Below are 26,611 nucleotides of genomic sequence, written 5' to 3'. Positions count from 1 at the left end.
GCCGCGCTGCGCGGCACCCGCGCGGCCCGCGCCGGCGCCCTCGGCGCGGCCATCGTGGCGGCCTGCGCCCGCGAGCCCCGGCACCTGCTGCTGACCGAGCATCCCGACGACACGGTCACCGTCCGCCTGCGGACCCACGCGTCCCTGGTGGAGGAGGCCCTGACCGGCGGCGACGTGGCGGGGGCCGCCCGCCTGCTCACCGAACGCCCGGGCGAGTTGTGGCGCCGGCTCGACCACCTGCTGCGGGTCGCCGGCGACGACCCGGCGGCATCCGCGGCGATCGGGGCGGCCATGCGCCGGACCGCGGCCCGGGTGGCGCCCGGCGTGCTCGCCGCGGCGGCGGCCCAGTTGGCCGGCCGGGACGAGACGGTACGGGCGACGGCCGCCGAGCTGGCGGCGACCGCGCGGGCCCGGGCGGCGGCGCGGGCCCGCAGGGCCGATCACACCAATGCCGCCCCGGCACTCGCCGTCGGCCTGGGCGACGTCCTCCGCGCCGTCGTGCGCCGCGTGCGCGGCGACGGCCCCGCCTTCCTGCGGGGGCTCCGGCCGGCCGCCGATGCGCCGCCTCCCGCCGAGGCGCCGCCTCCCGCCGATGCGCCGGCCGCGGACGGCGCCGTCGAGGAGTCCGGGATCGTCGGTGGCCGGCCCGGCCCCGGAATGCCCCGGCGGGTCTTCCATCCCCGCGGCAGCGTCGTGACCACCTGGACCGAGCCCGAGCGGCGCCCGCCGGTGCCGGCGACGGCGATCACCGCGGTACGCGAGCTGGTCGACGCCGAGCTGGTCGCCCGCGCGGCCCGGCTCGGCCGGTTCGACGTGGCGGTCGTCGACGCCGCCCTGGCCGAGGTGCCCGCGCCGATGCGGGAGCGGGCCGCCTCGGCGCAGCTGGCGGGGTGGCCACGGGGCAGTGTGCGGGCGCTGCCCGACGCCGAGGTGCTGCGGTTCTTCCTGCACTGGGAGGATCCGGGCGCCACGCGGGTCGACCTCGACCTGTCCTGCGTGTTCTTCGACCAGGGCTGGCGGCGGGTGGGCCACTGCGACTTCACCCGGTTGCGCTTCGCCGACGGCGGCGCGATCCACTCCGGCGACCTCACCTCCGCCCCGGCTCCGCTCGGGGCCACCGAGTTCCTCGACCTGCACCTGGCCCGCCTCGCCGGGCACGGCGTGCACTACGCCGTGCCGACCGTCCTCAGCTACAACGCCGTGCCGTTCGAGGCCCTCACGGCGGCCATCGCCGGCGTCATGCTGCCCCTCACCGGGGGCGAGCAGTTCGACGGGGCGCGGGTCGCGCAGCGGTTCGACCTGCGCGGCAACGCCCGGATGCTGCTGCCGATGGTCGTGGACCTGCACACCCGGCGGTTGCTCTGGACCGACCTGACCCTGACCGGCCGCGGCTACGGCCACAGCGTCGACCGGCACGGCGACCAGCTCGCCCGGGCGGCCGCCGACCAGTGGGAACACTTCCTCGGCGGCCCCCGCGCCACGGTGCTCGACCTGCTGACCTGGCACGCCGCCGGGCGCGCCGACCGGATCCTGGTGGGCCACCCGGACCACACCTACACCGAGGTGCCGCCCGACGTGGCCGCCGTTCGCGCGGCGGCGTCGGCGGCCACCGGCGAACTCCGCGTACTGCCCGACCTGGCCGGCCGCACCGTCCTGGCCGGCGCCGTCGACCCCGACGCCCTCGACCGGCTGGTCCCCGTTTCCGGTCCGGTCGCGCCGGGCTCGACGGTGGTGACGGTGACCGGCACGCCCGGTCACCCGTGGACGGTGCGGCGCGCCGTCGACCTGCTGGCCGGGCTGGGCGCCGGCTGAGGCGACCGATCCGCGCGGTGCGTGCGTGTGGTTATGTAGGCTCGCACCGATCTTCGCGGGAGGCCACCCAGTGATTGAACTGCACGTCGAACCGGAGTTGCTGGAGAAGGCGTCGCGGGTGTGCGACGACCTGCGCGACGACCTGCGGCGCGGTGTCTCCGACGTCGGAGACGAGACGCGGGCCGCGGTCGCCGGCCTGCCCGGCTGGCAGACCCGGGCGGCGTTGGAGCAGCTGCGCTGGTCGTGGTCGGACGACCTGACCAAGCTGGACGGCTACCTGGCGCAGATGGGTGACGCCCTGCAGGGCTGCGCGATGGACTACCGGTACAGCGACGAGGCCAGCGCCGCCCACTTCGACCTCGGGGGGCGGTGACCGCTCGGTGGTGACGTACGCCGACCTGCGCGAGGCGCGCGTCGCCCCGCTCCGGGACGCCGCGCAGGCCTGGACGGAGCTGTCGCGGGCCTGCGCGAAGCTGGAGGAGCGGTGTGGCGCCGAGCTGACCCGGCCGCTGCGCGGCTCGGGCTGGCAGGGGCCGGCCGCCAGTGCGGCGTTGGGCCGGCTGGACGAGCTCGATGACGAGTTCGAGGTCGCGAGCCTGCACACGCGGACCGCCGCGAGCGTGTTGCGGGAAGCGGCGCAGGAGTTCGGTGACCTGCAGCAGCGGTTGGAGTCGGCCGTCGGCGCCGCCCGGTCCCTCGGACTGGCCGTGGACGACGCCGGCCGGGTGTCCGCGCCGACGATGTCGACAGCGGAGAGGCACGACCCGGACGCGGAACTCGTCCACCGCCGGCACGTCCAGAACGCCGCGACGTACACCGACCTCATCACGCGGATCGTCACCGAGGCGACCGAGGCCGACAGCCGGATCGCCCGCGCCCTGACGCAGTTGAAGGCCAGCGCGCCGGGGCAGTTCGCCTGGGAGTACAACAGGGCCAACGGCGGCGCTCTCGCCGCCGCCGCGGCGCTCGAGCTGAGCGAGGACGACATCCCCGCGCCGGGCAGCAGCCCCGCCGACGTGCACGCCTGGTGGAGTGGCCTGTCCGACGACGAGCGGCAGGTCTACCTCACCGCCTACCCGGAGCGGATCGGCGCTCTCGACGGACTGCCCGCCACCGACCGGGACGCGGCGAACCAGCTGGCGCTGCGCACGTTCGTCGGTGACGACGTCGCGCACCACCGCGACCGGGACGACCCGCAGCACGCCACCGCGCTGATGCTGCTGGACAAGCTGGAAGGCGCGGAGAACGCGGCGCCGAACGAGCGGCTCTACCTGCTCTCGGTCGATCCGACGGGCGACGGGAAGGCGGCGGTCGCGATCGGCAACCCGGACACCGCCGCCCACACCGCGGTCCTCGTGCCCGGGGTCGGCACCGAGCTCGACGACATCCGCGGCCTGATCGGGCGGGCCAACGACCTGCGGGAGGCCTCGGTCGAGCTCGCCCCCGCCGGCGCCGACGTCGCCGTCGTGGCCTGGCTCGGCTACGACACCCCGTCGATCGACCTCGACATCGTCAGCGCCGTGTTCGGAGCCAAGTCCGAGGCCGGTGCCCGCGCGCTCGACGGCTTCGTCGACGGGCTCCGCGCCTCCCACGACGACAGCCCATCCCACGTCACCGCCATCGGACACAGCTACGGCTCGACCGTCCTCGGCGAGGCCGCCAGCAACGGCGACGGCCTCGCCGCGGACGACCTGATCGCCGTCGGCAGTCCCGGCATGCGCGTCGAGAACGCCAGCGAGTTCAACATCGACCCGAGACACGTGTGGGCCGGCGCCGCCGCCGACGACACCGTCGTCGCGCGACCGGAGGAGACGATCGGCTGGCTCGACGGCGTACCCGTCGTCGGGGAGTGGGTGGTCGACGGCCTCGTCGGCATCCACGGCCCCGCCCCGCACGACCCGGAGTTCGGCGGCAACGTCCTGCACGTCGACACCTCCGGCCACAGCGGATACTGGGCGCAGAACAGCCAGATGCTGCGCTCCCAGGCGGCTGTCATCGTCGGCGACTACGAGGCCGCCGCGCTCGACCACGGCAAGGCACCATGACCCCGCCGCACCGCACGCCCTGGTGGCGGGCGGTGGTCCTGGCGGCCGTACTGGTGCCTGCCACCGCCTGCACCGGCGGTGACCCCGGTTCCTCAGGAAAGGACGACCCGTTGCAGACCAAGGCAGTCGCCGAGGTGAGCACCCTGGCCGAGGCGCGTGCCCAGGCCGTCGCCGCCACCGCCGGGGTCGCGCTGGACGGCTGGCGGACCAACACCTCGCCCTGCCAGGGCCAGCGGGGCGAGATCGCCGACGACGGACGGTGGACGTTGAGCGGCTTCGCCGGCCTTCCGGTCCCGCCCGCCGACCAGATCGCCACGCTGCGGCGGATCCGGGACATGTGGCGGCAGCAGGGCTACGAGATCACCGAGGACCGCACCTTCGCCGACGGCACCCGGGGCGCCGTGTCCATGCGCGACCCCGGCACCGAGATCACGATCAGCCTCACCACCACCGCGAGCCGGGACCGCGTCGCGGTGATCCTGGCCAGCGGCTGCTACCGGCCCGCGGCCGGGGAGGACCCCGCCAACGCCTAGGTGACCGGCTCGCCAGCCGTGCCGGACCGGGCGTTGAAGCCCGGGCCGCGCCTGCGCATGATGGTGATCATCAGAACGACGTCGTGCGTCCACCCGGCACGGGCGGTGCGCCGTCGTCCACCGCCCGAGCTCCCCGAACAAAGGAAACAACCATGCGTAAGCTCGTGTACTACATCGCCGTCACCCTGGACGGCTTCATCGCCGGCCCCGACGGCGCGGACCCCACCGGCCCCGGCGGATTCTGGCCGATCCCGGACGACTACCTGCAACACCTCGTCGCCGAGTATCCGGAGACGCTGCCGGGCCCGGCCCGGGAGGCGTTCGGCATCACCGGCGAGGGCGCCCGGTTCGACACCGTCCTGGAGGGGCGCCACTCCTACGAGCTGGGGCTGAAGGCCGGCCTCACCGACGCCTACCCCCACCTGCGCCACCTGGTGTTCTCGCGCACGATGGGACAGAGCCCGGACCCGGCCGTCGAGGTCCTGTCCACGGACCCGGTCGCCACCGTACGCGAGCTCAAGCGGCACGACGGCCGGGACGTCTGGGTGATCGGCGGCGGCGCCCTGGCCGGCGCCCTCTATCCCGAGATCGACCGGCTCGTGGTCAAGCTGGCCCCGTTGACCATCGGCGCCGGCATCCCGCTGTTCGGCCGCGACGCCGTCTTCGAGCCGCGCACCTGGGAGCTGACGGACCACGTCGTCCTCGGCAGCGGCGCGCTCTTCCTGACCTACGACCGCGCCGGTCGGGCGGACGCGTGACCGCCCCCGGTACGGCCACCGTCGGCACCCGCATCCCGGCCGACGAGGACGTCCCGCGCCTCCGTGCAGCCACCGGCCTGGGCGACGTGCCCATGGCGGACGCCTTCGCCAGGGCCGGCCACGTCAACGTCGAGCGCGCCGTCGACATGTCCTGGAACTGATCGCACGTCGGGGTGCCGCTCGGTGGAGCGAGCCCCCTGGCCGCCGGGGTGACGCAGCTGGTCGGGCTCGTCGGGCTCCTCGCGGTCGAGGCCGTCGCCGTCGTCCTCACCGTCGAACTGGTCGCCTGCGGCCCGCGCGGCGCCAGCACCGCCGCGGCGGCCCGGTCGCGGGCAGCGGATCCGGCCCGCCCGACCGCGGGGGCGGGCGCCGGGCGCGTACGCCGGCGGCTGCCCCGCGCGCGGCGGCTCCGGGTGCCCCGGCGGGCACAACGGCCGCCGGGCGCTCAGTGCGGGGCGAGCTTCCAGTAGCCGCCGAAGTAGACGCGCTCCTTGGCGATGCCGCGTTCGGTGCACAGGTGCCGACGGACGGTCGTGACCATGGCGGACTCGCCCGCGACGAAGGCGTACGGCGTGCCGGCCGGCAACGCCAGGTCCCGCAGCGTGCGGATCACCACGTCGCTGCCGCCCGCCGGTGCGCCGCCCCGGTGCAGCCAGCTCAGCGTGACCCCGGCCGGCGTGCGCACCCCGATCTCGTGTTCCGCGGAGCCCACCTCGATCAGCGCGATCGCCCGCGCGTCCGGCGGCAGCGCCTCGACAGCCGCGGTGATCGCCGGCATGGCCGTCTCGTCGCCGACGAGCAGCTGCCAGTCGGTGTCGGCGGGCGGGGCGTACGCGGCGCCGTCACTGAGCACGCCGATCCGGTCGCCGGGAGCGGCCCGGCGCGCCCAGGCGGAGGCCGGCCCGCCGTCGCCGTGCAGCACGAAGTCGATGTCCAGCTCGCGCCGCCCGGCGTCCAGGCGTCGGACCGTGTAGTTGCGGACCACCGGTCGCCGCTCCGCCGGCATGGCCTGCAGGGCGGGCCACCACTGCGCCGAGTCCGGCAGGTGCAGTTCGGCGCCGGGTGCGGGGGCGAGGAAGATCCGTGCCAGTTGGTCCGGCCCGTCGTAGCCGAAGCGGTCGAGCTCGGCGCCGGTCAGGGTGATGCGCCGCAGGTGAGGTGTGAGCGGCCGGTTGGCGACGACCTCGGCGAGCATCGGGCGCCTGATCACCTCGGCTTCGACCGCAATGGTGCCGACGGTCATGACGTCGCTCCTTCGTGGATCGTGAGCCCTCCTGACTCCGAAGTTAGGTTAGCCTGACCTGAGTGCGGCCGAACCCCGCCCCTGCCGGTCGGGCGGTACGGCACGGACGGTGCCGCCTCCGTAGCCGCAGGTGGAACGGCATGCGGGGGCCCTTCGTGGCGGTCCCGCAGTAGATCAAGACCGCCTCGGAGTCTGTGTTAGGTTAGCCTCCCCTTACCAGCATTGAGGTGTAGTTCTATGCGCGCAAACCGCTTCCTCACCGGGGTCGTCGCCCTGGCCGCCACGTTGACGCTCGCCGCCTGTGGCGGGTCGTCGAAGGCCGAGGACGCCTCCACCGACGGCAGCTCCTCGGCGTTCCCGGTCACGATCACGCACGCGCTCGGTACGACGACGATCAAGGAGAAGCCGAAGCGGGTCGCGACGGTGGCCTGGGCGAACCACGAGGTGCCGCTGGCTCTCGGCGTCGTTCCCGTCGGGATGGCCAAGGCCAACTTCGGCGACGACGACAACGACGGCGTCCTGCCGTGGGTCGCCGAGAAGCTCAAGTCGCTCGGCGGGACAACACCGGTGCTGTTCGACGAGAACGACGGCATCAACTTCGAGGCGGTCGCGGACACCAAACCCGACGTCATCCTCGCCGCGTACTCGGGCCTGACCCAGCAGGACTACGACACCCTGAGCAAGATCGCCCCGGTCGTCGCCTACCCCAAGGCGCCCTGGGCCACCGCCTGGCGCGACACCATCAAGCTGGAGAGCCAGGCCCTCGGCCTGGCGAAGGAGGGCGACGCGCTGATCGCCGACTTCGAGAAGCAGATGGCCGAGGCCGCCGCGAAGTACCCGCAGCTGGCGGGCAAGTCGGCGATGTTCATGACGCACGTCGACCCGACCGACCTCAGCAAGATCGGCTTCTACACGTCGCACGACACCCGGGCCCAGTTCTTCGGTGACCTCGGGATGAAGGTCCCGGGCGGCATCGCCAAGCTCTCCGCCGGCACCGACAAGTTCACCCTGAACCAGAGCGCCGAGCAGATCCAGGTCTTCGACGACGTGGACGTCATCGTCGCCTACGGCGACGAGAAGCTGCTCGCCGCCGCGCAGGCCGACCCGCTGCTGTCGAAGATCCCCGCGATCAAGCGCGGCTCGGTGGTCATGCTCTCCGGCGCCACGCCCCTGGGCACCGCGGCGAACCCCACCCCGCTGGCCATCCCGTTCGTGCTGGACGACTACGTCGCGATGCTCGCCAAGGCTGCCGACCGGGTCTCATGACCGCGCTCGACTCGCGCGCCCTGCCGGACGCCGCCGTGCTGCGGCGTCCGGCACGGGTACGCCTGCTGTGGTTCCTCGTCGCGACCGTGGCGCTGCTGGCGCTCATGCTCGCGTCGGTCGCGTTGGGCTCCCGCAACGTCGGCTGGTCCGACATCCTCGCCGCGTTCCAGGGCCTCGACGGGACCATGGAACAGGCCGCCGTCACCAAACGGATCCCGCGGACCCTGCTCGCCGTGACCGTCGGCGCGGCGCTCGGCCTGGCCGGGGGAGTCATGCAGGGCGTGACCCGCAACCCGCTGGCCGACCCCGGCATCCTGGGCGTGAACATGGGGGCGTCGCTCGCCGTGGTCACCGCGATGGTCACGTTCGGCCTCTCCTCGCCGACCGGCTACCTGTGGGCGGCGATCCTCGGCGCCAGCCTCGCGGCTGTCTTCGTGTACGCCGTCGGCTCGCTGGGACGCGGCGGCGCGACCCCACTCAAGCTCGCGCTCGCCGGCGCTGCCACGTCCGCCGCGCTCGCGTCGCTGATCAGCGCCTTCGTGCTGCCGCGCAACGACGTGGCCGGCGGCTTCCGGTCGTGGCAGATCGGCGGGGTCGGCGGCGCGACCTACGACAGCATCCGGCAGGCCCTGCCGTTCCTCGCCGTGGGTTTCGTGATCTGCATCCTGTCGGCCCGGGCCCTGAACTCGCTCGCGCTCGGTGACGAGCTCGCGGCGGGGCTCGGCGAGCGCGTCGCGGTGGTGCGTGCCGTCGCGGCGCTGGGCGCCGTGCTGCTGTGCGGCGCCGCCACGGCGGTCGCCGGACCCATCGGGTTCGTCGGCCTGGTCGTCCCGCACGTGTGCCGCCTGCTGGTCGGGCTGGACCACCGGTGGCTGCTGCCGTTCTCCGCGCTGCTCGGCGCGTCGTTGCTGACCGCCGCGGACGTCGTCGGCCGGATGGTGGCCCGCCCGGCGGAGATCGACGTGGGCATCGTGACGGCCCTGATCGGCGCCCCGTTCTTCATCTACATCGTCCGCCGGCAGAAGGTACGCGAGCTGTGAGCACCACGACTCTCCAGGCCGTCACCCGCGGCCGGGTCCGCCGTACGCACCGGCGACGCGGGGTGCTCGTCGTCCTCGCCGTCCTCGTCGTCGCGGCGTTCGCCGTCTCGCTGATGGCCGGGCGCACCTTCTACCCGCCCGCGGACGTCCTAGCCGTGATCGCCGGCGAGGACGTGCCCGGGGCCTCCTTCACGGTGGGCACGCTCCGCCTGCCCCGGGCCGTCCTCGCGGTCCTGACGGGGGCCTGCTTCGGGCTCGGCGGCGTCACCTTCCAGACGATGCTGCGCAACCCGCTCGCCAGCCCCGACATCATCGGCATCAGCTCCGGAGCGAGCGCCGCGGCAGCCTTCGCGATCGTGACGCTGCACCTCGGGGAGGCGGGGGTGTCGGCCTTCGCGATCGTCGTCGGGCTCGCGGTGGCGCTGGTCGTCTACACCCTGTCGTTCAAGGACGGTGTCGCCGGCACCCGCCTCGTCCTGATCGGCATCGGCATCGCCGCGATGCTCGACAGCATCACCGCGTACGTCCTGACCCAGGCCGCCGAGTGGGACCTGCAGGAGGCAATGCGCTGGCTGACCGGCAGCCTCAACGGCGCCACCTGGGCGGAGACCGTGCCGGTGGCCGTCGCCGTGGCCGTCCTGGCGCCGGTGCTGCTGGGCCAGGCCCGCAACCTCGCCATGATGCAGCTGGGCGACGACACCGCGGCGGCGCTCGGGGTCCGCCTCGAGCGCACCAGGATCCTGGTCATCGTCGCGGCCGTCGGTCTCATCGCCTTCGCCACCGCGGCGACCGGGCCGATCGCCTTCGTCGCCTTCCTCTCCGGGCCGATCGCCGCCCGGATCATCGGTCCGGCCGGCTCGCTGCTGCTGCCGTCCGCCCTCGTCGGCGCCCTGCTGGTGCTCGTCGCGGACTTCGCCGGCCAGTTCGCCTTCGACACGCGCTTCCCCGTCGGTGTCGTCACCGGCGTGCTCGGTGCCCCCTACCTCATCTACCTGCTCATCCGTACGAACCGCGCGGGAGGCTCGCTGTGACCACCACCCACACGCTCGCGGTCGAGAGGCTGACGCTCGGCTACTCCGACCGCGTGGTCATCTCCTCGCTCGACCTCGTCGTGCCGCCCGGGAAGATCACGGCGATCGTCGGCGCCAACGCGTGCGGCAAGTCGACCCTGCTGCGGTCGATGTCGCGCCTGTTGGCTCCCCGCGCCGGCCACGTCCTGCTCGACGGCAAGCAGGTGCACCGGCTACCGGCCAAGCAACTGGCCCGTACCCTCGGCCTGCTTCCGCAGTCACCGACGGCGCCCGAGGGGATCACCGTGGCCGACCTCGTCGGTCGTGGGCGCAATCCGCACCAGCGCGTGCTCTCCCGCTGGAGCAGGGAGGACGACGCCGCCGTGGCGGCGGCCCTGGACGCGACCCAGACGGCGGACCTCGCCGACCGCTCGGTCGACGAGCTCTCCGGCGGCCAGCGGCAGCGGGTGTGGATCGCGATGGCCCTGGCCCAGCAGACGGACCTGCTGCTGCTCGACGAACCGACGACGTTCCTCGACGTCAGCCACCAGGTCGAGGTCCTGGACCTGCTCACCGACCTCAACCTGACGCGCGGAACGACGATCGTCATGGTGCTGCATGACCTGAACCTCGCCGCCCGGTACGCGGACCACCTCATCGCGCTGGCCGCCGGGAAGCTGTACGCCGCGGGCGAGCCGGCGCAGGTGCTGACGCAGGAGTGCGTCCGCGCCGTGTTCGGCCTCGAGAGCCAGGTCATCATCGATCCGACGTCGGCGAAGCCACTGATGCTGCCGATCGGCCGCCATCACGTCACGACCCGCCCGGAGCTCGGCGTCGCCGTCGGCGACTGACGCGCCGTCGAGCCCCCGTTCGTCGCCGATATTAGGCGAGGCTAACCTGGCCCCTGATCGCTGGGAGGGCGCATCTCGTGTACACATCCACGTTCGTCCGGGCCGTCTCCGACACCAGGCGGGCCGTGACCTCCACCTGGGCCGACGCCCCCGACCCGCTCGCCGGGTCCTGACGTCATGGCAGTCGACGAGATCAGCGGCGCGACGGTGCTGCGCCGCGCCCTGCGCCGCCAGCGCGCTCGCGTGGTGGCCGGCATCGCGCTGCTCTGCACCCACCAGGCCGCCGAGGCCCTCGTCCCGGTCGCCATCGGCGTGATCATCGACCGCGCGGTCGCCACGGGGGACCTGCGGGCGCTGCTGCTCTCCCTCGCGGGTCTCGCCGCCCTCTTCACCGTCCTCGCCTTCGCCTACCGGACCGGCGCCCGCCAGGCGTACGCCGCCGTGGAGCAGGAGGCCCACCTCGTGCGGGTCGAGATCGCCCGCAGCGCCCTCGACCCGCGCGGGAACCGCTCGGGCATGCGCGACGGCGAGCTGCTCTCCGTCACCGCCTCCGACGCCGAGTTGTCCGCGCTCGTCGTACGGGTCGCCGGGCTCTGCGCCGCCGCGGTCACCGCCATCGTGGTCGCGGCCGTCGCGTTGCTCGTCGTCGACGTCCCGCTCGGGCTCGGGGTGCTCCTCGGGGTGCCGCTGGTGGTCGTCGCGTTGCAGCGGATGGCGCCGCTGCTCAGCCGGCGCAGCGCGTCGCAGCAGGAGGCCCTCGCCGCCACGACCGCGCTCGCCGTGGACCTCGTCACGGGCCTGCGCGTGCTGCGCGGCCTCGGCGCCCAGGACCACGCCGCACGCCGGTACGCGGTCGCCAGCCGTCACGCCCTCGAGGTCACCCTGCGCGCCGCCACCACCAAGGGCCTGCACCTCGGGCTCACCAGCACGGTGAACGGCCTCTTCCTCGCGGCGGTCGCCGGCGTCGCCGGCTGGCTCGCGCTGCAGGGCCGGCTCACCATCGGCGAGCTCGTCGCCGTCGTCGGGCTGGCCCAGTTCATCGCCGAGCCCGTGCAGACCCTCGGATACTGCGTACAGCTGTTCGCCATGGCGCGCGCCTCCGCCGGGCGGGTCGCCCGGGTGCTCGGCGCCGCGCCGCTCACCCGCCCGGGTGACGCGGGGCCGCCCACCCCGAGCCCGTCGCGGCTCACCCTCGACACGATCGGGTACGCCGGGCTCGACGGAGTGTCCCTGCGGGTCGACGCCGGCGAGATCCTGGGCGTGCTCGCCTACGACCCGAGCGAGGCCGAGGCGCTGGTCGCGCTGCTCTCCGGCCGCGTGCCCCGGGAGGACTACCGGGGCACGGTGTACGTCGACGGGGTGCCCGCCGAGGAGCTGCACGTCGACGCGGCGCGCAGCACCCTCCTGGTCGAGCAGCACGACGTGGCGTTGTTCGAGGGGACGCTGCGCGCCAACCTCGCCGCCGGCGCCGACGTCGACGAGGCGGTCCTGCGCGCCGCGGTGCGCGCCGCGGCGGCCGAGGACGTGCTCGCCGCGCACCCGCACGGGGTCGACCGCCTGCTCACCGAGCGGGGGGCGAACCTGTCCGGCGGGCAGCGCCAGCGGATCGGGCTGGCCAGGGCCCTCGTCGCCGACCCGCCGGTGCTGGTGCTGCACAACCCCACCACGGCGGTCGACGCGGTGACCGAGGCGCTGCTCGCCGAGGGGTTGGCCGCCGCCCGCGCCGCGGCGGCCCGCGGCACCGTGCTCATCACCAACAGCCCGGTCCTGCTGCGCATCACGCACCGGGTGGCCGTGCTCGACCGCGGGCGGGTCGTCGCGGAGGGCCCGCACGAGCAGCTGCTCGCCGGCGACGCCCGCTATCGGGAGGAGGTCCTGCGGTGACCGACGAATCGACCACGGCCGGCGTCGGAGCCAGGCAACTGCTGCCGACGGCCACCACCCGGCAGACCTGGGCCGCCCTGCGGGCCGAGTTCGCCCGGCTGCCCGGGCTCAGCGCCGCCGCCGGCACGTTGCTGGTCGCCGCCGCGGCCACCGGGCTCGTCGCCCCGTGGGTGCTCGGCCGCCTCGTCGACGACGTCATCGCCGGGTCCGACACCTCACGGATCGTGGCCTGGGCGGGTGTGATCGCGGGCGCCGCGGTGCTCGCCGGCCTGCTCACCGCAGTCGGGGCTGCGATCGCCGCACGCCTCGGCGAGACCGTGCTGGCGCGGCTGCGGGAGCGCGTCCTCGACCGTGCCCTGCACCTCCCGTCGGCCACGCTGGAGCGAGCCGGGACCGGGGACCTGGTGGCACGCGCCGGCGACGACGTCGCCGTGGTGACGAACGTGATCGCCACCAGCGGGCCCGCCTTCCTCGGCGCGCTGCTGTCCATCGTGCTGACCGCGGCAGGGCTCTTCGCCCTCGACTGGCGCCTCGGCCTCGCCGGGCTGGCCGCCGCCCCCGCCTACGCGTTGGCGCTGTACTGGTACCTGAGGCGATCGGTGCCGTACTACGCGCGCGAGCGGGTGGCGACCGGCGAGCGGGCCCAGGCCATGGCCGGGGCACTGCGCGGCGCGGCCACCGTGCGCGCCTACCGGATGGAGGACGCACACGTCGGCCGGATCGCCGACCGCTCCGCCCTGGCCCGCGACCTGTCGTTGGAGATCTTCAACCTGCACACCCGGTTCGGGCTGCGGATCAACCGGTCGGAGTTCGTCGGGCTCGCCGCCGTGCTGCTCGCCGGCTTCCTGCTGGTGCGCGACGACCTGGCGACCGTGGGAGCGGCGACCACCGCCGCGCTCTACTTCCACCGCCTCTTCAACCCGATCGGCCTGCTGCTGCTCCAGTCGGACTCGGTGCTGCAGGCCGGGGCGAGCCTCGCCCGGCTCGTCGGCGTCACCGCGCTGCCGGACACCGCTCCGCCCGACGATTCCGGACCCGCCGGTCACGGCCGGTCCGGGACGGCCGGTCCGGGCCGCACCGAGCCCGCCGCGCTGGAGGTGGTCGTCGCCCGGCACTGCTACGACGACGGACCCGTCGTGCTGCAGGACATCGCCCTGCGGCTCGCGCCGGGGGAACGCGTCGCCCTCGTCGGCGCGAGCGGAGCGGGCAAGAGCACGCTCGCCGGCATCGCCGCCGGAATCATCGCGCCCACCCGCGGCGCGGTCCGCCTGCGCGGGGTGTCGCTGACGGAACTGGGCGAGCACCGCGTCCGGCGTGACATCGCCCTGATCAGCCAGGAGGTGCACGTCTTCGCCGGGACGCTCGGCGACGACCTGCGCCTGGCCAACCCGGACGCCACCGACGCCGAGTTGACCGCCGCGCTCGACCTCGTCGGCGTCACGGCCTGGCTCCGCGCCCTGCCCGATGGCCTCGACACGAGCGTGGGGGAGGGCGGGCGGCACCTCACCGCCGCCCAGGCCCAGCAGCTCGCCCTGGCCCGCCTCGTCCTCGCCGACCCCGCCGTCGCGGTGCTCGACGAGGCCACCGCGGAGGCCGGCAGCGCCGGCGCGCGCGACCTCGATCGCGCCGCCGCGGCGGCCACCGAGGGCCGTACCACGCTGATCGTCGCCCACCGCCTCAGCCAGGCGGCCACGGCGGACCGCATCGTCGTCCTGGAGCACGGGCGCGTCGCCGAGCACGGCACGCACGGCCAGTTGCTGGCGGCCGGGGGCGGGTACAGCCGGCTGTGGCGCTCCTGGAGCACGGCCGACGTCGCGGTCCCGAAGGAGCGCGTGGGCGAGGAGTTCGCCGCCGCGCATCCTCGGCCGTCGGGCGTGTCGCCGGGCTAGGGCACGACGCGTCGTCACGCCGACTGCCGCGCCGTCCGGGCCCGCACCAGGCCCCGCGCCGCCGCGGCCGACGCCGCAGGCCAGTGCCACCCGGGAACCGTCACGGCGTGAACGTGCCGTCAGAGCAGCCGTTTCAGGGCCTGGGTCAGTCCGACTCCCTTGGCGTGGGTGAGCAGCCGCCTGCCAGGCTCCCGGTCCCCCCACGTCTTGACGCCCTTGCCGTGGGTGCCGTACTCGGAGTGCCGCTTCTCGAAGTCCATCGCCCGTACGTCGCGGTCACCGAGGTCGGCGACGGAGTGGCTGTGGGTGCCGACGTAGGTCGACTGGCCGTTCTCGGTGTGCAGGTTCTCCTCCTCCCACAGCACGACCTTCTTCAGGCTCCCGTCGGGCAGCAGGACCACCCAGCTCTGCTCGTGGGTGGTCTCCTGATTCGTGGTGTTCCGGTTCCTCGTGTTGCGCTCGATGTGCTGGTGGCGCCTGTCGAGCACCCAGTGGGGGCCGACGACGTCGATCCGCTGGTTCACCGCGACCCGTTCGGACCTGTGCTGGATCTTCGTGAACATGTTGAACAAGCCGTGTCTGACCTCCACCCGCTTTGTCACGGTCTGGTACTCGGTCCTGGTGTAGGAGATGCCGCTCTCCGTCGGCTTGCGGGTCTCCCTGGCGACGCGCCGGGCGTAGGCGCGGATGCGGGCCCAGTCGAGGGTGCTGGCCTCGTACGCGGACTTGTCGGGCATGGATGTCCTCTCAGAAGTGGGCGCCGCCGAGGGCGACGAGGCCGCCCCACAGCCGCGGGGTCAGCCGTCGGTCCTGTTTCTCGGCGAGCCAACCGAGCTTGGCGTCGCGCAGCGCCCGCACCGGGTCGGTGCCGTCGCCCATGTGCCTCCAGAACCGCTGCATGACCTGCGACGTGGTCTCGTCGTCGATCTCGTGGAGGCTGCCGATGACGGTGGTGGCGCCGCGGGCGAACAGGGCGAGCGGGAACCCCGCCAGCTCGACGCCGCTGCGCAGCCGGACGCTGGAATGGCAGGAGGCGAGCACACACAGCTGGGGAAAGGACAGCGCCATGGCCTCGGCGGCCGTGAGTTCGGTCCCGTCGGGCAGGATCTTGCTCTGCCCCCACCCGTCGGTCGCGTCGTCCGTGCCGTGCACGGCCAGCGCGAGCATGCGGTACCCGGTGGTTTCGCCCGAGCCGAGCGTGCTCACCAGCACCGCACGGGAGGTCACTTCGAACAGCGGCGGCAGGTAGCTCTCCAGCGAGCGGAACTCAGGCTCGGTGTGGGTCAGCCTGTCCAGGTCGTAGACGGCGATGGACGGCTGCGCCGGGGGCACGACGGCCCGCTTCAGCAGGTGCGTCATGGTGGTGAGCGAGGCGTGCACGCTGACGACCGCGGCGTCGACGAGCTGGCGGGACCCGTCGAGCGGCAACACGTCGAAGGCGATGTCGAACAGCCCGGTCGGCACGATCATCAGGCGTACGGGGGCGCTGCCGGCGGTCAGCCCCAGCAGCGGCTCCGGCAGCAGGATCCGGGTCAACCGTGCCAGGACCAACCAGTACCCCGGCTGGTCGGGCGTCAGCCGCGCCGGCGAGAACGGCAGCGGCACCGCGTCGGTGTGCTCGTGGACGGTTCCGTCGCCGCCGCGCCAGGTGAGCCTGCGGTAGAGCACGCGCGGCGGAGTCCCGCCCCCCAGCGCGCACACCTCCGACGACAGCAGTTGCAGCACCGCGCTCACCTCGCCCCTCGGGCACAGGTCCAGGACGGTGCGGGCATCGACGCCGGGCAGGCCCCGTCCGTCGGCGAGAGCGCTCAACACCCCGAGGATGCGGTCGGCCTGGCTGACCGAGCGGCGCCTCGTCTCCGCGATGGCGTCCGCGGTGCGGCTGAGCACCCGCGACTCGGACGCGGGCGGGATCTCGGTCTCGGGCAGGGCGGGCCGGGCCGCGTTGGCGGCGATGACCGACTCGGCGGCACGGCGTACCGCGTCGGTCACGGCCGGGTTGCGGGCCAGGTCGCTGATCAGGGCGCCGACGCGGTCGCGGCGTACCGCCTCCATGATCCGGTCCATCGCCGCCGCGTCGCCCAGGCGCACGGCCAGGTCGGCGGCCTCCCGGAACAACCCGCCGAACTGCTGGCCGAGCGCGGCCCGCTCGGCGAGGTCGGACACCCCGATGAACAGTTCGGCGACACACCGTACGGCCTCCAGGAGGCGCCGCAGCATCGTGGCGGGCACCTCGCCGGGATCCGTCCGGCCGCTGGGACCGCACGCCAGCGCCGCGGTCCACCAGCTCCTGGCGGCCTTCTCCATGTCGACGACCACGCCGTCGAACTCCAGGTCGGCACACGACGCCAGGGCGGCCGTCTCCGCGTCGGCGTAGGCCCGCGCCGTGCCTTCCGCGGTGTCGGCGTCCTCGGCGACCCGCCGGCACCAGCACGCCAGGGCGTAGTTCAGCACGCCCCGGTGCCGGGGCGTCGCCCGCTCGGACAGCTCGGTGAGCCGGCCGAACACCCGGGTGTCACCCGGAGCGCACCACTCGGCCGCGGCGACCGCCGCATTCACCATCAGGCCCGCCCGCACCCCGGTCGCCCCCGCGGCCAGGGCGAGGTCGGCGGCGCGCAGTGGGTCGCCGGCGGTGGGGTGGTCGGCCACCAGCCGCGCCCGCGTGAACCGCACCGCCGCCAGGCCGTTGCGGCCGTCTCCGGAGTACGCGGACTCGGCCACGTCCAACCACGCCGAGGCCAGCTCCCACCGCTCGGCGGTCAGGCGGGACCGGGACCGCCACAGCTGGACCGCGCAGTCGTAGGCGGAGTTGCCCACCGCTATCCGGCGCGACCGCAGGCCACGGCGGCGCAACTCGGGGACCAGAGCACCGACGGAGGCCGGGGTCGGCTCGCCGTCGAGCCCGACGCCGTGCAGGCTGACGACGAGCCGCTCCCGCAGCAGCTCGTAGGCGCGAGGGTGGTCGTGCAGGTGCGCGGCGTTGTAGGCCGCCTGGGCGAGCCACGCCCGGTGGGCCCGGTTGAGGCCGCTCTGCTCCGCCCAGGACCGCAGCCTGGCCTCGACCGCCCGGAAGCCGTCCCGGTCCCCGGTGTGCCTGGCGAGCGCCCCGCGACGCGACAACGCCTCGGCGAGCAGCGACGGCCGGACGGGGACCAGGCCCTCGGCCAGCGGGGTCATCCGCTCGATGGCGTCGCGCCACAGCTCGATGTCGCCCAGCGACGCCGCGACCATGCCCATGTCCTTGAAGGCCCGGCAGGCGAGCACCGTGCGCACCACGAGCGGCGACTCCGCGACGGCGTCCGGCGCCGCCGCCCACGGGCCCGGGGTCGGGTCGGCCGGCCCCTCCGTCAGGGCGGCGGCCTCGGTCGCCGCGGCCAAGGACTCCGACCAGCGGTGTGCCTGTCGCAGGGCCCGACCGAGGTGGCCGAGCGACCACGCGAGCAGCAGCGGGTCGCCCTGCTCCCGGGCCAGGGCGACCGCCTCGGCGCACTCGTCGGCCCGGTGGTCGATGTCAACCTCCGGGGCGGCGAGGTCGAGCCGGATCTGCGGCTGCCAGGTGCGGAAGACCAGGGCGACGATCCGTTGGCAGCGCCGTGTCCGGTCGGCGGGGTCCGCCACCGAGCCGGCGAGGGCGGTCGCCGCGGTACGGACCTCCGGCACCGGCGGACGACCCGGTGGACGGTCCGGACCGCCGGACTCGGCCATCGTCGGATCGGCGGCCAGGCAGACCCGGGCGAGCGCGGACGACCTGGTCGGTCCCTCCGGGAGGGCCAGCACGTCCGCGACGAACGCGGCCCAGCCAGGAGCCGTACCGCTAGTCACCGGCCTGCACCACCATCAGGTCGACGGCCAGCCCGGAGAGCACGTCCGGCTCGTCGGCAGGTAGGGCGATGCGGCACGTGAGACTGACCGGCCAGAAACCGTCCGCGGGCGGTTCGACGGCCGGGGCGAGTGCGCCCTCCGCCCTCCACGGGCCGTGGTGGGCCACCACGACCAGGCCGGTGCCCGCCGGTGGCCGGTTGGGCAGGGACAGCACGACCTGCAGCTCGGCCCGGTCCTGGTCGATCACCAGGGCGACGTCCGGCCACGGATCCAGTCCCGCTCGCTGCCTGCCCACCGCGGCGGTGAAGAAATCGGCGTTCTCCACGTTGCGGACGACCCGACGCTGGGCGCCGGCCGAGCGAACCGTCGCCGGGCTCAGCGCCAGCGTCCACGACGCCAGCACCTCCCGGGTGCCCGCGGCGAACGCGCGCTCCGCCTCGGCCCGGGCCAGCACCTCGGTGAGCCGGCCCTCCACGTCGAGCCGGTCGCGCAGCGCCTCGACCGCCGCGTCGTCCGCGGCCCGCACGGCCGCCTCCGCCTCGTCGTTCCATTCGTCGTAGTGGTGGTCGAACACGGTTGTCTCCTTAGCGAGAGCAGGATCAGAGCAGGTCGTCCGCGATCAGCAGCGCTTTGAGTCGCTCGCGGGCGTGCCGGAGGTTGGACCGCACCGTCTGCGCCACGGAACCGGTCTCCTCGGCGATCTCCGCGTTCGACAGACCCGCGTAGTGCAGCGCGATGACCACCCGTTGGGCGGCGGGCAGCCGGCCGACGGCCTCCAGGATCCGGCGCTCCCGCTGGCCGATGTCGAGACCGTCCACGCCGGGCAGCCTGGCTCCGATCGCGTCGAGCGACACGGTGCGGCCCGCCGAGCGCAGGCTGCTGCGGTAGCCGTTCACGACCGAGCGGTACGCGTAGGGCACCGGGTCCTCGATGCTCTCCCACCGCACGCAGAGCCGCGTCAGCACATCGCCGACGACGTCCTCGGCCTCGGCTCGGGTGGCACCGAGCCGCATGACCGTGTAGACCAGCCTCGGGTATTCGGCACGGAAGAACTCCGCGAAGTCCTTACGCCCATCGTCCGCACGCTCATCGTCTGCTTCCTCCATCAGCTGCGCACTGCCTTCCCCGTCGGCGGGCATGGTGTCCAGAGCGGAGGGGGCGATCCCCGCGAGGCCGGTCTCCGCCACCATCGCGGCCGCCGGGTCGTGCCTGCCGGAGAGCAGGTACGCCCCGGCCAGCACGGCGGCCACCGCCCCGCCGATCCCGGTCAGCCACAGCGAGCTGGTGGCCGCGTACAACCCGGCGAGCCCGACCAGAGCCACGTTGAAGATCCCGACCGCCCCGACCACATCGGACCGCCGCGACCGCGGCGCCTCCTCGACAGTCATGTCGCCTCCCGCCTTCTGCTCCAGCTCCGGACACGAACGTCACGCGCCAGACCCCAGAGGCGTGCAAACACGACTTCCGGCCACCACGGATCGGAGTAATCGTGGCCCACGCCGGCCAGCGCGGATAGGCGCTGATCGAGGAGTTCCCCTCCCTGCCGGTGTCTCATGGACGACAACGGGGTGCGGGCGGCGACCACCGGCGAGGGCTGCGGAGCGGCAGGGCCAGCCGTCGGCGGTCCTCGGCGCCGAGAGCGGGACGGTTCGGACGACGTGGGTGTCGCCTCTCCGCTGTCGGCGACACTCGGGCGGGGGCCGTCCCGCCGGTCCAGGCGTGGCCCGCTCAGCGTCACCTGCCGGCAGCGGGGCAGGATGGGCACGTGGACATCGAGCCGGTCGACGCCGCACCCGAGCAGGCGTTCCCGCGGGCGTTCCTGCGGCAGCGCTGGGACGATCTCACGTTCCTGCACTGGGCGGTCGCGCCGGAGCGCGTCGCGCCGCTGCTGCCCACGGGAACGCGACCCGACACGCTCGACGGGGTCAGCTACGTCGGGCTGATCGGCTTCCGGATGGTGGGGCTGGGCCTCGGCCGGGGGCCGGGGGTGCCGTACTTCGGCAGCTTCTGGGAGACCAACGTCCGGCTCTACTCTGTCGACGACACCGGCCGGCGTGCCGTGGTGTTCCGTTCCCTCGACGCGTCGCGGCTGGTCCCGGTGCTGGTCGCCCGGGCGACCCTGCGACTGCCGTACCTGTGGTCGGCGATGCGGCTGGAGCGCGACGGTGACCGCTACACCTACCGGTGCCGGCGCCGCTGGCCCGGGCCGGCCGGTGCGACGAGCCGGATGGTGGTGCGGGTGGGGGAGCCCATCGCCGAGCCGACCCCGCTGGAGCACTTCGTCACCGCGCGATGGGGCCTGCACACCCGGGCGTACGGGCGGACGCTGCACCTGCCGAACTGGCATCCCCGCTGGCCGCTGCACCGCGCGGAGCTGTTGCACCTGGACGACGAGCTGGTCGCAGCCGCCGGGCTGCCGTCGCCGGTCGGGGCGCCGGCCAGCGTGCTGTACTCCCCGGGCGTCCCGGTCCGGTTCGGTCCGCCGGTCACGCTGCGCCGGGCGCGCTCTGCCTGAGTCAGGCACCTACCGGTCAGGTGCGGGCAGGCGACCAGCCGGCGGGAACAAGCCGGGCGGCGTCGCCGCCCTCGCCCTGGAAGAGGAGACCGTCCCCGTCCGCCGCCACGATCCGGTCGACGTAGACGCCCCGCCCCTGGCTGGAAGCGTCGGTGGCGCTGCTGAAGCGCAGGTGGGTGGCCCCGTCGGGCAACTCGGCCGAGACCTGCCACCAGACCCGGCCGCCGTAGCCGGTGACCGTGCCGTCACTGGTCCACCGCCGGTCGGCGTGGCGCAGCAGCATTCGTCCCGGCGCCCAGGTCGCACCACCGTCGGTGGAGACCTCGAACCGGGCGCTGTCGTAGCGGGGCTCGGTGTCGTACCAGAGCAGGAAGCTCGCCGTGCCGCCCCGCGCGGCCCGCCGCAGCGGGGCGGTGAGGGTGGCCGTCGCGGCATCGCGCGGGTCGGCCCGCCAGGCCTCGCGGGACCGGGGTCGCACCGGCATCGCCTCGGCGAGATCGCGGGCGACGGCGCGCCGGGCGACGTTGTTGCCGCCCCAGCCGCGGTCGGGGTGCACCCGGTTGCTGAGCAGGACGACGAACGAGTGGGAGAGCGGGTCGACGACGATCGACGTCCCGGTGAAACCGGTGTGCCCGAACGCCACGGGGGAGGAGAGCCCCATCATGTACCAGTGCTTGTCGAGCTCGAAGCCCAGCCCGCGGTCGCTCTCCGGGTAGGCCAGCTCCAGCGGGGCGTTCTGGTTGACCAGCATCGCGCGCACCGTGTCGGGGCGCAGGATCCGCCGCCCGCCGTACTCGCCGCCGTTGAGCAGTGCCTGGCAGAGCACCGCCAGGTCGGCCGCCGTGGAGAACACCCCCGCGTGCCCGGCCACACCGCCGAGCGACCACGCGTTCTCGTCGTGCACCTCACCCCAGACCATGCCCCGTCCGGCGTACGGCTGGTACTCGGTCGCGGCGATCCGCGAGCGCCGCTCCGTTCCCGGGTTGTAGCCGGTGTCGGTCATGCCCAGCGGCGCGGTCACGCCGTCCGAGACGAGCGCGGCCAGCGGCCGGCCGGTCACCCGTTCCACCAGCACACCGAGCGCGATGAGCCCGAGGTCGGAGTACACGTAGCGGGTACCGGGCCGCGCCCCGGGCGCGAGCGGCGTGGCGAGCGCGGCGGCGAACCGCTCCGCCGGCGTCGGGTACCTGCTCCACAGGGGAGTGAAGGCGGGCAGACCCGAGGTGTGGGTGAGCAGCATCCGTACGGTGACCGCCTCCTTGCCGCCGGCCGCGAACTCCGGGACGTACCGGGCGACCGGCGCGTCGAGGTCCACCCGTCCCCGCTCGACCTGTTGCATGGTCACGATGGCGGTGAACAGCTTCGACACCGAGGCCAGGTCGAAGATGGTGTCGGGCCGCATCGGGATCTGCTGGTCGGCGGGGAGTTCCACCCCGACCAGCCCGGGCGGCGGGCCGACGGCGGCGTACTTCACCGCGGAACCCACCGCGGCGTGCTGCACGACCACGCCGTCCTTGGCCGCCAGGACCACGGCGCCCGCGTACGTGGGATGGCCGGGGTGATCCGGTGTCGGAGAGAGGTACGTTGCCAGGTCGGCGGGCAGGCGGTCCACGTGTTCGGGGAGCAGCCCGGCCTCGTGGGCGTGGCCGGGCCGCAGCGTGTCGTGTCGGAAGTGGATGTCGGCGGGGGTGACGACCGGTGGCGACTGGTCGGCCGGCGGCGGCGCGGCCCCGGCCCCGGTGGCCGGAAGGACGGCGCCCAGGACGGCCACGGCCAGGCCGAGCGCGAGGGGACGGAGCGCGGGCGGGCGGTGCCGACGCGGCGACGACATGGTGGGTTGCCTCCTACCAGCTCATGCCGTGGCCGTAGGGGTAGAGCACGGTGCCCGCGCCCTCGGCCGTGGGGATCGTGACGGGAAGCCGTCCCCGGGGGGACAACTCGCCGTGCAGCGCGCGGACGAGGGCGTCCATCGCCGCCCGGGTGTACGAGTAGGTCGCCAGGTAGGTGGTCACGCCCGGCAGGTACGCGACGTCGTAGGGATCCCGGACCGCCGCCACCACCACGGGCCTCCCGGTGGCGAGCAGGGCGGCGACGAGCCGCCGCTGGGTGCCGCGGGGATCGGTGACGGTGGTGTCCCACGCCTTGTTGGTCAGCACGACGGTGAGATCGTGCTCCGCCGCCAGGGCGGCCGTCGTGGCGATCGCCTGATCGGACGGCAGGGTGGCGGGCCGGGCGGTGGCCCGGGCGTTGCGGGCGGTGAACCCGTCGGCGACCGTCTCGACCGGTGCGAAGGCGGCACTGTTCCAGCCGGTGACCAGCACCGACCGCCTGCCGGGGCCCAGCGGCAGCAGCCCCGCGTCGTTGCGCACCGCGGTGAGGGTGGGATCGGTGACCCGCGCCACGGCGGCGAGGTGCGCGGGCGCCCCGACCGTGCGTACGGCCTGCTCGACGTCGACCAGCGGCGACCGGGCCAGGCCCTGGCGGTACTTCATGGCGAGGATGCGCCGGACCGACTCGTCGATGCGCCCCTCGGTCAGCTCGCCGGTGGCGACGGCCCGCAGCACCGCGTCCCGGGCCAGCCGCAGGTCCGGCGGCATCAGGAGCTGGTCGGCGCCGGCCTTGAGCGCGAGCACGGGCACCCGCTCGTCGCCGTACCTGCGCCGCACGCCGGCCATGTTCAGCGCGTCGGTGACGATGACTCCCCGGAAACCGAGCTCGCCGCGCAGCACGCCGGTGAGGATCGTCGGCGACAGCGTCGCCGGGTCGCCGGAGGGGTCGAGCGCGGGCACCACGATGTGCGCCGTCATGATCGATTCGACGCCCGCGCTGATCGCCTGCCGGAACGGTGGCGCGTCGATCCGGTCCCACTCCTGCCGGCTGTGGTCGATGACCGGCAGGTCGGTGTGGCTGTCGGTGGCCGTGTCGCCGTGGCCGGGAAAGTGCTTCGCCACCGCCGTGACGCCGGCGCCGTCCTGGAACCCGGCGACCTGGGCGGCGGTCAGCTCGGCCACCAGGGTGGGGTCGGCGCCGAAGGACCGTACGCCGATCACGGGGTTGCCGGGGTCGACGTTGACGTCGGCGATCGGCGCGTACGGCTGGTGGATGCCGACCGCGCGCAGCTCGCGCCCGGTGATCTCCGCGGCCTCGTGCGCGGCCCGGGCCGACCGCCCGGCACCCAGGGCCATCGACCCGGGGAACTGCGCGGCGGGGGCGGGCATGCGCAGCACCACGCCCTGCTCCTGGTCGGTGGAGATGAGCAGGGGCACCCGCCCCTTCGTGCCGTCACCGACGGCGGCCCGCTGCAACCCGTTGGAGAGCGTGGCGATCTGGCGGGGGCTGTCCAGGTTGTGCGACCACGAGAAGTAGCAGACGCCGCCGAGGTGGAACTGGTCGACGACCTCGGCCGGCGTCTCGACGCCGAACGCCGCGCGGTTGGCGGCGCGGTCGGCGGCGGAGGGCCCGGTGGCGTCAGCGCCGTAGACGTAGGTGGCGAAGAGTTGGCCGACCTTCTGCGCCAGGCTCATGTGCCGCAACGTGGAGGTGACCCAGCCATGCTCACCGGCGGGCGGGTGCTCGGGCGCGGCGGAGGCCCGGACGGGCAGCGGCGCGAGGGTGGTCGACAGGACGGCAACCAGGACGGAAGCGGTAACGAGTCGGGCCTTCATTGACGACGACCTCTCAGTCCGGATGCGCTGAAACTTAGCTACGCATCGATGAATCGTCAAGAAGGTTTGCTACATGTCCGGCGGAGGTCCGTCCCGGGCGCCGGCCGGCGGGAGGACCTCCGCCGGGCGCGACGGCTCCCGCACGCCGTGGAACCCGCAGGGCGCGGGCGGTGTCATGAAGGTGTCCCCACCGGAGGTTCCCCTGAACGACGAAGACCTCGTTATCCGCGCCCGGGCGGGTGACCTGGCGGCGTACGAGCTGCTGGTCGCCCGGCACACCGCATCCGCACACCGGACGGCGGTGCTGCTCGGCGCGGGTCCGGACGCGGAGGACGTCATCCAGGAGGCGTTCGTGAAGGGCCACCGCCAGATCTCCCGCTACCGGGGGGAGTCGTCGTTCCGGTCGTGGCTGTTGGCGATCGTGGCCAACGAGACCCGCAACCTGCACCGGTCGCGCAGCCGGCGCGACGGGCTCGTCCTGCGCGCGGCCGTGGCGAACCCGCCTTCGGAGATCGGCGAGGACGCCGCCGTCGAGACCGTCCTCGCCGGGGAACGTCGGGCCGCGCTGGTGCGGGCCCTGCGCCTGCTGCCGGCCAAGGACCGCGAGGTGATCGTGTGCCGGTTCTTCCTCGACCTCACCGAGGACGAGACAGTAACCATGCTGGGCTGGCCGCGCGGCACGGTGAAGTCGCGGACCTCCCGCGCGCTGACGAAGCTCCGCGGCCTGCTCGACGTCGCGGAGGTGCGCCGTGGATGACCTCGAACGCGAACTGCGTGATCTCTCCGCCTGGCTGGAGACGCCCGACCCGCCCCACGTGGCCGCCCGGGTACGCGCCCGGCTCGCCGCACCCGCGCCGAGGCCCCGCCGGTGGCGCTACCTCCTCGCCGCGGCGCTGACCGCCGCGGTCGTGGCGGTGCTGCCGCCGGGACGCGCCGCCCTCGCCGACGCCGCCGCCGGGCTGCTGCGCTTCGCCGGGGTCACGATCGCCACGACGCCCGATCCGGCGCTGCCCACCGGCGCCGCGTCGGCACTGCCGTCGCAGCGACCCGCCACCGTGGTCGAGGCGCAGCGGAAGGTGCGCTTTCCCATCCGCACGCCGACCAGGCTGGGCCCGCCCGAGCAGGTGCTGGTCGCCGACCCGGACGGCGCGGGCTTCTGCCGGGTGGCGACGCTGCTCTACCGCGGCGGCGCGCTGCGCATCGACGCCTTCGACGGCCGCCTCGACCTGGCCTTCCACAAGGGGGCCAGCGCGCCGGGAGCCACGTGGGTCCGGGTCAACGCCGACTTCGCCGTCTGGATCGGCGCCCCGCACGCCCTGTCCTACGTGGACCGCGAAGGCACCGTCCGGAGGGAGACCGCGCGGCTGGCCGCCTCGACCCTGATCTGGCAGCAGGCCGGCGTGAGCTACCGGATCGAGGGAGACCTCACCAGGCCCGAGGCGATCGAGATCGCCAGGTCGCTGGGCTAGTGGTACGTCGCTCACGTAGCGATCCGCTCGTGGCGGGATGGAACACCACCGGATGCGGCGCGTGCCGGTCCTCCGGGCGGCCGGCCGCCCGGAGGACCCGGATCGGGAACCCGGGAGAGCCGGCCGGTGTCCTGACAGTGGAAATGCACGAGCGGGTCATCGGGAGGCGTGAGATGGGTTCAGGGCGCAGGGTGTTCCTGGGGGCGGTGGTCCTGTTGGCCGGCTGCACGACGGCGGGGCGGCCGGCGCCGCAGGCCGCCTCTCCGGCCGTCCCGGCGGCGGCGAGCGCGGCGTCGGCCCCGCGGGCCGCCTCTCCGGCCGCCACGGCGTCGGCGAGCGCGGCGTCGGGTCCCACCGCCGGCTGCGGCTCCCGGGTCGAGACGGGGCCGCTACCCGACTGGGCGGACGCCGGGTTCAGCGGGAGCACCCGGATGCCGCACGTCCTGGGCGCGCGCGGCGAGATCGTCGCGGTGCTGTTCGGGCACCCGCTGGCGCAGGCCAGGAAGGGCAGGCCGACCAACAAGATCCTCTGGGTCGCACGCCCCGCCACGGCACCCTCCGACGCCACCGTCCCGCAGGCCCTGAGGATCACCGCGACCCTGCACCGCACCGGAACCCGGGTGACCCGGGAGGTCGCCGGCGGGCCGGGCCCGTCGATCGTCGACATGCCGCGGGCCGGCTGCTGGCGCCTCGAACTGCGCTGGGCGGGGCGCACCGACTCGATGGACCTCGTCTACGCCGACAGCTAGTGCGGCAGCCGCCGTTCGAGGTCACCGGCGGGCCGGGATCGACCCCTGTGGCGTGTCCGC

24 protein-coding genes are annotated in these 26,611 nt (G+C 74.4%); 17 read left to right on the top strand and 7 right to left on the bottom strand.

Annotation, left to right across the window (positions count from 1 at the left end; all coding sequences use genetic code 11):
* From AB0G08_RS21670 to AB0G08_RS21640, 7 genes are all read left to right on the top strand, one after another.
* Positions 1–1,812 (top strand): TerD family protein (locus tag AB0G08_RS21670; RefSeq protein ID WP_358090786.1); only part of this gene is annotated, 1,812 nt, incomplete at its 5' end.
* Between the two features lie 70 nt (positions 1,813–1,882).
* Positions 1,883–2,185 carry a type VII secretion target gene (locus AB0G08_RS21665; RefSeq protein ID WP_358090784.1) on the top strand — a complete coding sequence of 101 codons (303 nt, stop codon included), beginning with the start codon at positions 1,883–1,885 and terminating at the stop codon, positions 2,183–2,185.
* A 10-nt stretch (positions 2,186–2,195) separates the two neighbouring features.
* Positions 2,196–3,857 (top strand): alpha/beta hydrolase, encoded by a 1,662-nt coding sequence (locus AB0G08_RS21660; RefSeq protein ID WP_358090781.1) that lies wholly within the window; start codon positions 2,196–2,198, stop codon positions 3,855–3,857.
* Positions 3,854–4,390 (top strand): hypothetical protein, encoded by a 537-nt coding sequence (locus AB0G08_RS21655; RefSeq protein WP_358090778.1) that lies wholly within the window; start codon positions 3,854–3,856, stop codon positions 4,388–4,390. The genes AB0G08_RS21660 and AB0G08_RS21655 overlap by 4 nt, the downstream gene beginning before the upstream one ends.
* Before the next feature lie 152 nt (positions 4,391–4,542).
* The gene (locus AB0G08_RS21650) at positions 4,543–5,148 is read left to right on the top strand and encodes a dihydrofolate reductase family protein (RefSeq protein WP_358090775.1); all 606 of its coding nucleotides are present in this window, start codon (positions 4,543–4,545) and stop codon (positions 5,146–5,148) included.
* Entirely contained in the window at positions 5,145–5,309 is a 165-nt protein-coding gene (locus tag AB0G08_RS21645; protein WP_358090772.1) for a hypothetical protein, read from the top strand. The genes AB0G08_RS21650 and AB0G08_RS21645 overlap by 4 nt, the downstream gene beginning before the upstream one ends.
* Before the next feature lie 12 nt (positions 5,310–5,321).
* Positions 5,322–5,618, top strand: a complete 297-nt coding sequence (locus AB0G08_RS21640; protein WP_358090769.1) for a hypothetical protein — start codon at positions 5,322–5,324, stop codon at positions 5,616–5,618.
* Here the strand turns inward: AB0G08_RS21640 and AB0G08_RS21635 are convergent.
* Entirely contained in the window at positions 5,594–6,391 is a 798-nt protein-coding gene (locus AB0G08_RS21635) for a siderophore-interacting protein (RefSeq protein WP_358090766.1), read from the bottom strand. The genes AB0G08_RS21640 and AB0G08_RS21635 overlap by 25 nt on opposite strands.
* Positions 6,392–6,628: 237 nt before the next feature.
* Here AB0G08_RS21635 and AB0G08_RS21630 point away from each other — a divergent pair, with 237 nt between their 5' ends.
* The 6 genes from AB0G08_RS21630 (at position 6,629) to AB0G08_RS21605 (ending at position 14,331) form a co-directional block, all read left to right on the top strand.
* Complete coding sequence (locus AB0G08_RS21630; protein ID WP_358090764.1) at positions 6,629–7,657, top strand: iron-siderophore ABC transporter substrate-binding protein; 1,029 nt, start codon at positions 6,629–6,631, stop codon at positions 7,655–7,657.
* A complete protein-coding gene (locus tag AB0G08_RS21625) occupies positions 7,654–8,697 on the top strand; it encodes an iron ABC transporter permease (RefSeq protein WP_358090761.1) in 1,044 nt (347 codons plus the stop codon). Before AB0G08_RS21630 ends, AB0G08_RS21625 begins: the two co-directional genes overlap by 4 nt.
* Entirely contained in the window at positions 8,694–9,728 is a 1,035-nt protein-coding gene (locus AB0G08_RS21620; RefSeq protein ID WP_358090759.1) for an iron chelate uptake ABC transporter family permease subunit, read from the top strand. Before AB0G08_RS21625 ends, AB0G08_RS21620 begins: the two co-directional genes overlap by 4 nt.
* Entirely contained in the window at positions 9,725–10,558 is an 834-nt protein-coding gene (locus AB0G08_RS21615) for an ABC transporter ATP-binding protein (protein ID WP_358090757.1), read from the top strand. The genes AB0G08_RS21620 and AB0G08_RS21615 overlap by 4 nt, the downstream gene beginning before the upstream one ends.
* 177 nt (positions 10,559–10,735) lie before the next feature.
* Positions 10,736–12,442, top strand: coding sequence for an ABC transporter ATP-binding protein (locus AB0G08_RS21610; protein ID WP_358090753.1), 1,707 nt, complete (start codon positions 10,736–10,738; stop codon positions 12,440–12,442).
* Positions 12,439–14,331: an ABC transporter ATP-binding protein gene (locus AB0G08_RS21605; protein WP_358090750.1), complete on the top strand. Its 1,893-nt coding sequence runs from the start codon at positions 12,439–12,441 to the stop codon at positions 14,329–14,331. Before AB0G08_RS21610 ends, AB0G08_RS21605 begins: the two co-directional genes overlap by 4 nt.
* 119 nt (positions 14,332–14,450) lie before the next feature.
* On the opposite strand, the gene AB0G08_RS21600 is transcribed toward AB0G08_RS21605, so the two are convergent.
* Genes AB0G08_RS21600 through AB0G08_RS21585 form a run of 4 tightly spaced genes read right to left on the bottom strand, consistent with a single transcriptional unit; the run spans position 14,451 to position 19,541 of the window.
* Complete coding sequence (locus AB0G08_RS21600; RefSeq protein WP_358090747.1) at positions 14,451–15,068, bottom strand: hypothetical protein; 618 nt, start codon at positions 15,066–15,068, stop codon at positions 14,451–14,453.
* A 10-nt stretch (positions 15,069–15,078) separates the two neighbouring features.
* A complete protein-coding gene (locus tag AB0G08_RS21595; RefSeq protein WP_358090744.1) occupies positions 15,079–18,153 on the bottom strand; it encodes a CHAT domain-containing protein in 3,075 nt (1,024 codons plus the stop codon).
* Complete coding sequence (locus tag AB0G08_RS21590) at positions 18,146–18,727, bottom strand: hypothetical protein (RefSeq protein ID WP_358090741.1); 582 nt, start codon at positions 18,725–18,727, stop codon at positions 18,146–18,148. The genes AB0G08_RS21595 and AB0G08_RS21590 overlap by 8 nt, the downstream gene beginning before the upstream one ends.
* A 25-nt stretch (positions 18,728–18,752) precedes the next feature.
* Positions 18,753–19,541 (bottom strand): sigma-70 family RNA polymerase sigma factor, encoded by a 789-nt coding sequence (locus AB0G08_RS21585; RefSeq protein WP_358090738.1) that lies wholly within the window; start codon positions 19,539–19,541, stop codon positions 18,753–18,755.
* A gap of 377 nt (positions 19,542–19,918) precedes the next feature.
* On the opposite strand from AB0G08_RS21585, the gene AB0G08_RS21580 reads away from it, so the two are divergent.
* Positions 19,919–20,668 (top strand): DUF2071 domain-containing protein, encoded by a 750-nt coding sequence (locus tag AB0G08_RS21580; protein ID WP_358090734.1) that lies wholly within the window; start codon positions 19,919–19,921, stop codon positions 20,666–20,668.
* Between the two features lie 16 nt (positions 20,669–20,684).
* On the opposite strand, the gene AB0G08_RS21575 is transcribed toward AB0G08_RS21580, so the two are convergent.
* Both AB0G08_RS21575 and AB0G08_RS21570 read right to left on the bottom strand, forming a co-directional pair.
* Positions 20,685–22,499 carry a serine hydrolase gene (locus AB0G08_RS21575; RefSeq protein WP_358090731.1) on the bottom strand — a complete coding sequence of 605 codons (1,815 nt, stop codon included), beginning with the start codon at positions 22,497–22,499 and terminating at the stop codon, positions 20,685–20,687.
* A gap of 13 nt (positions 22,500–22,512) precedes the next feature.
* A complete protein-coding gene (locus tag AB0G08_RS21570) occupies positions 22,513–24,333 on the bottom strand; it encodes a glycoside hydrolase family 3 N-terminal domain-containing protein (protein WP_358090727.1) in 1,821 nt (606 codons plus the stop codon).
* A gap of 73 nt (positions 24,334–24,406) precedes the next feature.
* Here AB0G08_RS21570 and AB0G08_RS21565 point away from each other — a divergent pair, with 73 nt between their 5' ends.
* The 3 genes from AB0G08_RS21565 (at position 24,407) to AB0G08_RS21555 (ending at position 26,551) form a co-directional block, all read left to right on the top strand.
* A complete protein-coding gene (locus AB0G08_RS21565) occupies positions 24,407–25,090 on the top strand; it encodes an RNA polymerase sigma factor (protein ID WP_358090723.1) in 684 nt (227 codons plus the stop codon).
* Positions 25,083–25,802 carry a hypothetical protein gene (locus AB0G08_RS21560; protein WP_358090720.1) on the top strand — a complete coding sequence of 240 codons (720 nt, stop codon included), beginning with the start codon at positions 25,083–25,085 and terminating at the stop codon, positions 25,800–25,802. The genes AB0G08_RS21565 and AB0G08_RS21560 overlap by 8 nt, the downstream gene beginning before the upstream one ends.
* Positions 25,803–26,233: 431 nt before the next feature.
* Positions 26,234–26,551 carry a hypothetical protein gene (locus tag AB0G08_RS21555; protein WP_358090716.1) on the top strand — a complete coding sequence of 106 codons (318 nt, stop codon included), beginning with the start codon at positions 26,234–26,236 and terminating at the stop codon, positions 26,549–26,551.
* Positions 26,552–26,611: the final 60 nt, after the last annotated feature.

This window comes from Micromonospora sp. NPDC023644 (assembly GCF_040640115.1).
Taxonomy (GTDB): Bacteria; Actinomycetota; Actinomycetes; order Mycobacteriales; family Micromonosporaceae; genus Micromonospora.
Note: the sequence above shows the minus strand (reverse complement) of the source record. Positions and strands in the feature narration are given on the sequence as shown.

Coding starts and splice junctions, on each gene's coding strand:
- AB0G08_RS21655 (WP_358090778.1), top strand. CDS start 3,854: ATGACCCCGCCGCACCGCACGCCCTGGTGGCGGGCGGTGGTCCTGGCG.
- AB0G08_RS21650 (WP_358090775.1), top strand. CDS start 4,543: ATGCGTAAGCTCGTGTACTACATCGCCGTCACCCTGGACGGCTTCATC.
- AB0G08_RS21635 (WP_358090766.1), bottom strand. CDS start 6,391: ATGACCGTCGGCACCATTGCGGTCGAAGCCGAGGTGATCAGGCGCCCG.
- AB0G08_RS21630 (WP_358090764.1), top strand. CDS start 6,629: ATGCGCGCAAACCGCTTCCTCACCGGGGTCGTCGCCCTGGCCGCCACG.
- AB0G08_RS21625 (WP_358090761.1), top strand. CDS start 7,654: ATGACCGCGCTCGACTCGCGCGCCCTGCCGGACGCCGCCGTGCTGCGG.
- AB0G08_RS21610 (WP_358090753.1), top strand. CDS start 10,736: ATGGCAGTCGACGAGATCAGCGGCGCGACGGTGCTGCGCCGCGCCCTG.
- AB0G08_RS21600 (WP_358090747.1), bottom strand. CDS start 15,068: ATGCCCGACAAGTCCGCGTACGAGGCCAGCACCCTCGACTGGGCCCGC.
- AB0G08_RS21585 (WP_358090738.1), bottom strand. CDS start 19,541: ATGACTGTCGAGGAGGCGCCGCGGTCGCGGCGGTCCGATGTGGTCGGG.
- AB0G08_RS21575 (WP_358090731.1), bottom strand. CDS start 22,499: ATGTCGTCGCCGCGTCGGCACCGCCCGCCCGCGCTCCGTCCCCTCGCG.
- AB0G08_RS21570 (WP_358090727.1), bottom strand. CDS start 24,333: ATGAAGGCCCGACTCGTTACCGCTTCCGTCCTGGTTGCCGTCCTGTCG.
- AB0G08_RS21565 (WP_358090723.1), top strand. CDS start 24,407: ATGTCCGGCGGAGGTCCGTCCCGGGCGCCGGCCGGCGGGAGGACCTCC.
- AB0G08_RS21555 (WP_358090716.1), top strand. CDS start 26,234: ATGCCGCACGTCCTGGGCGCGCGCGGCGAGATCGTCGCGGTGCTGTTC.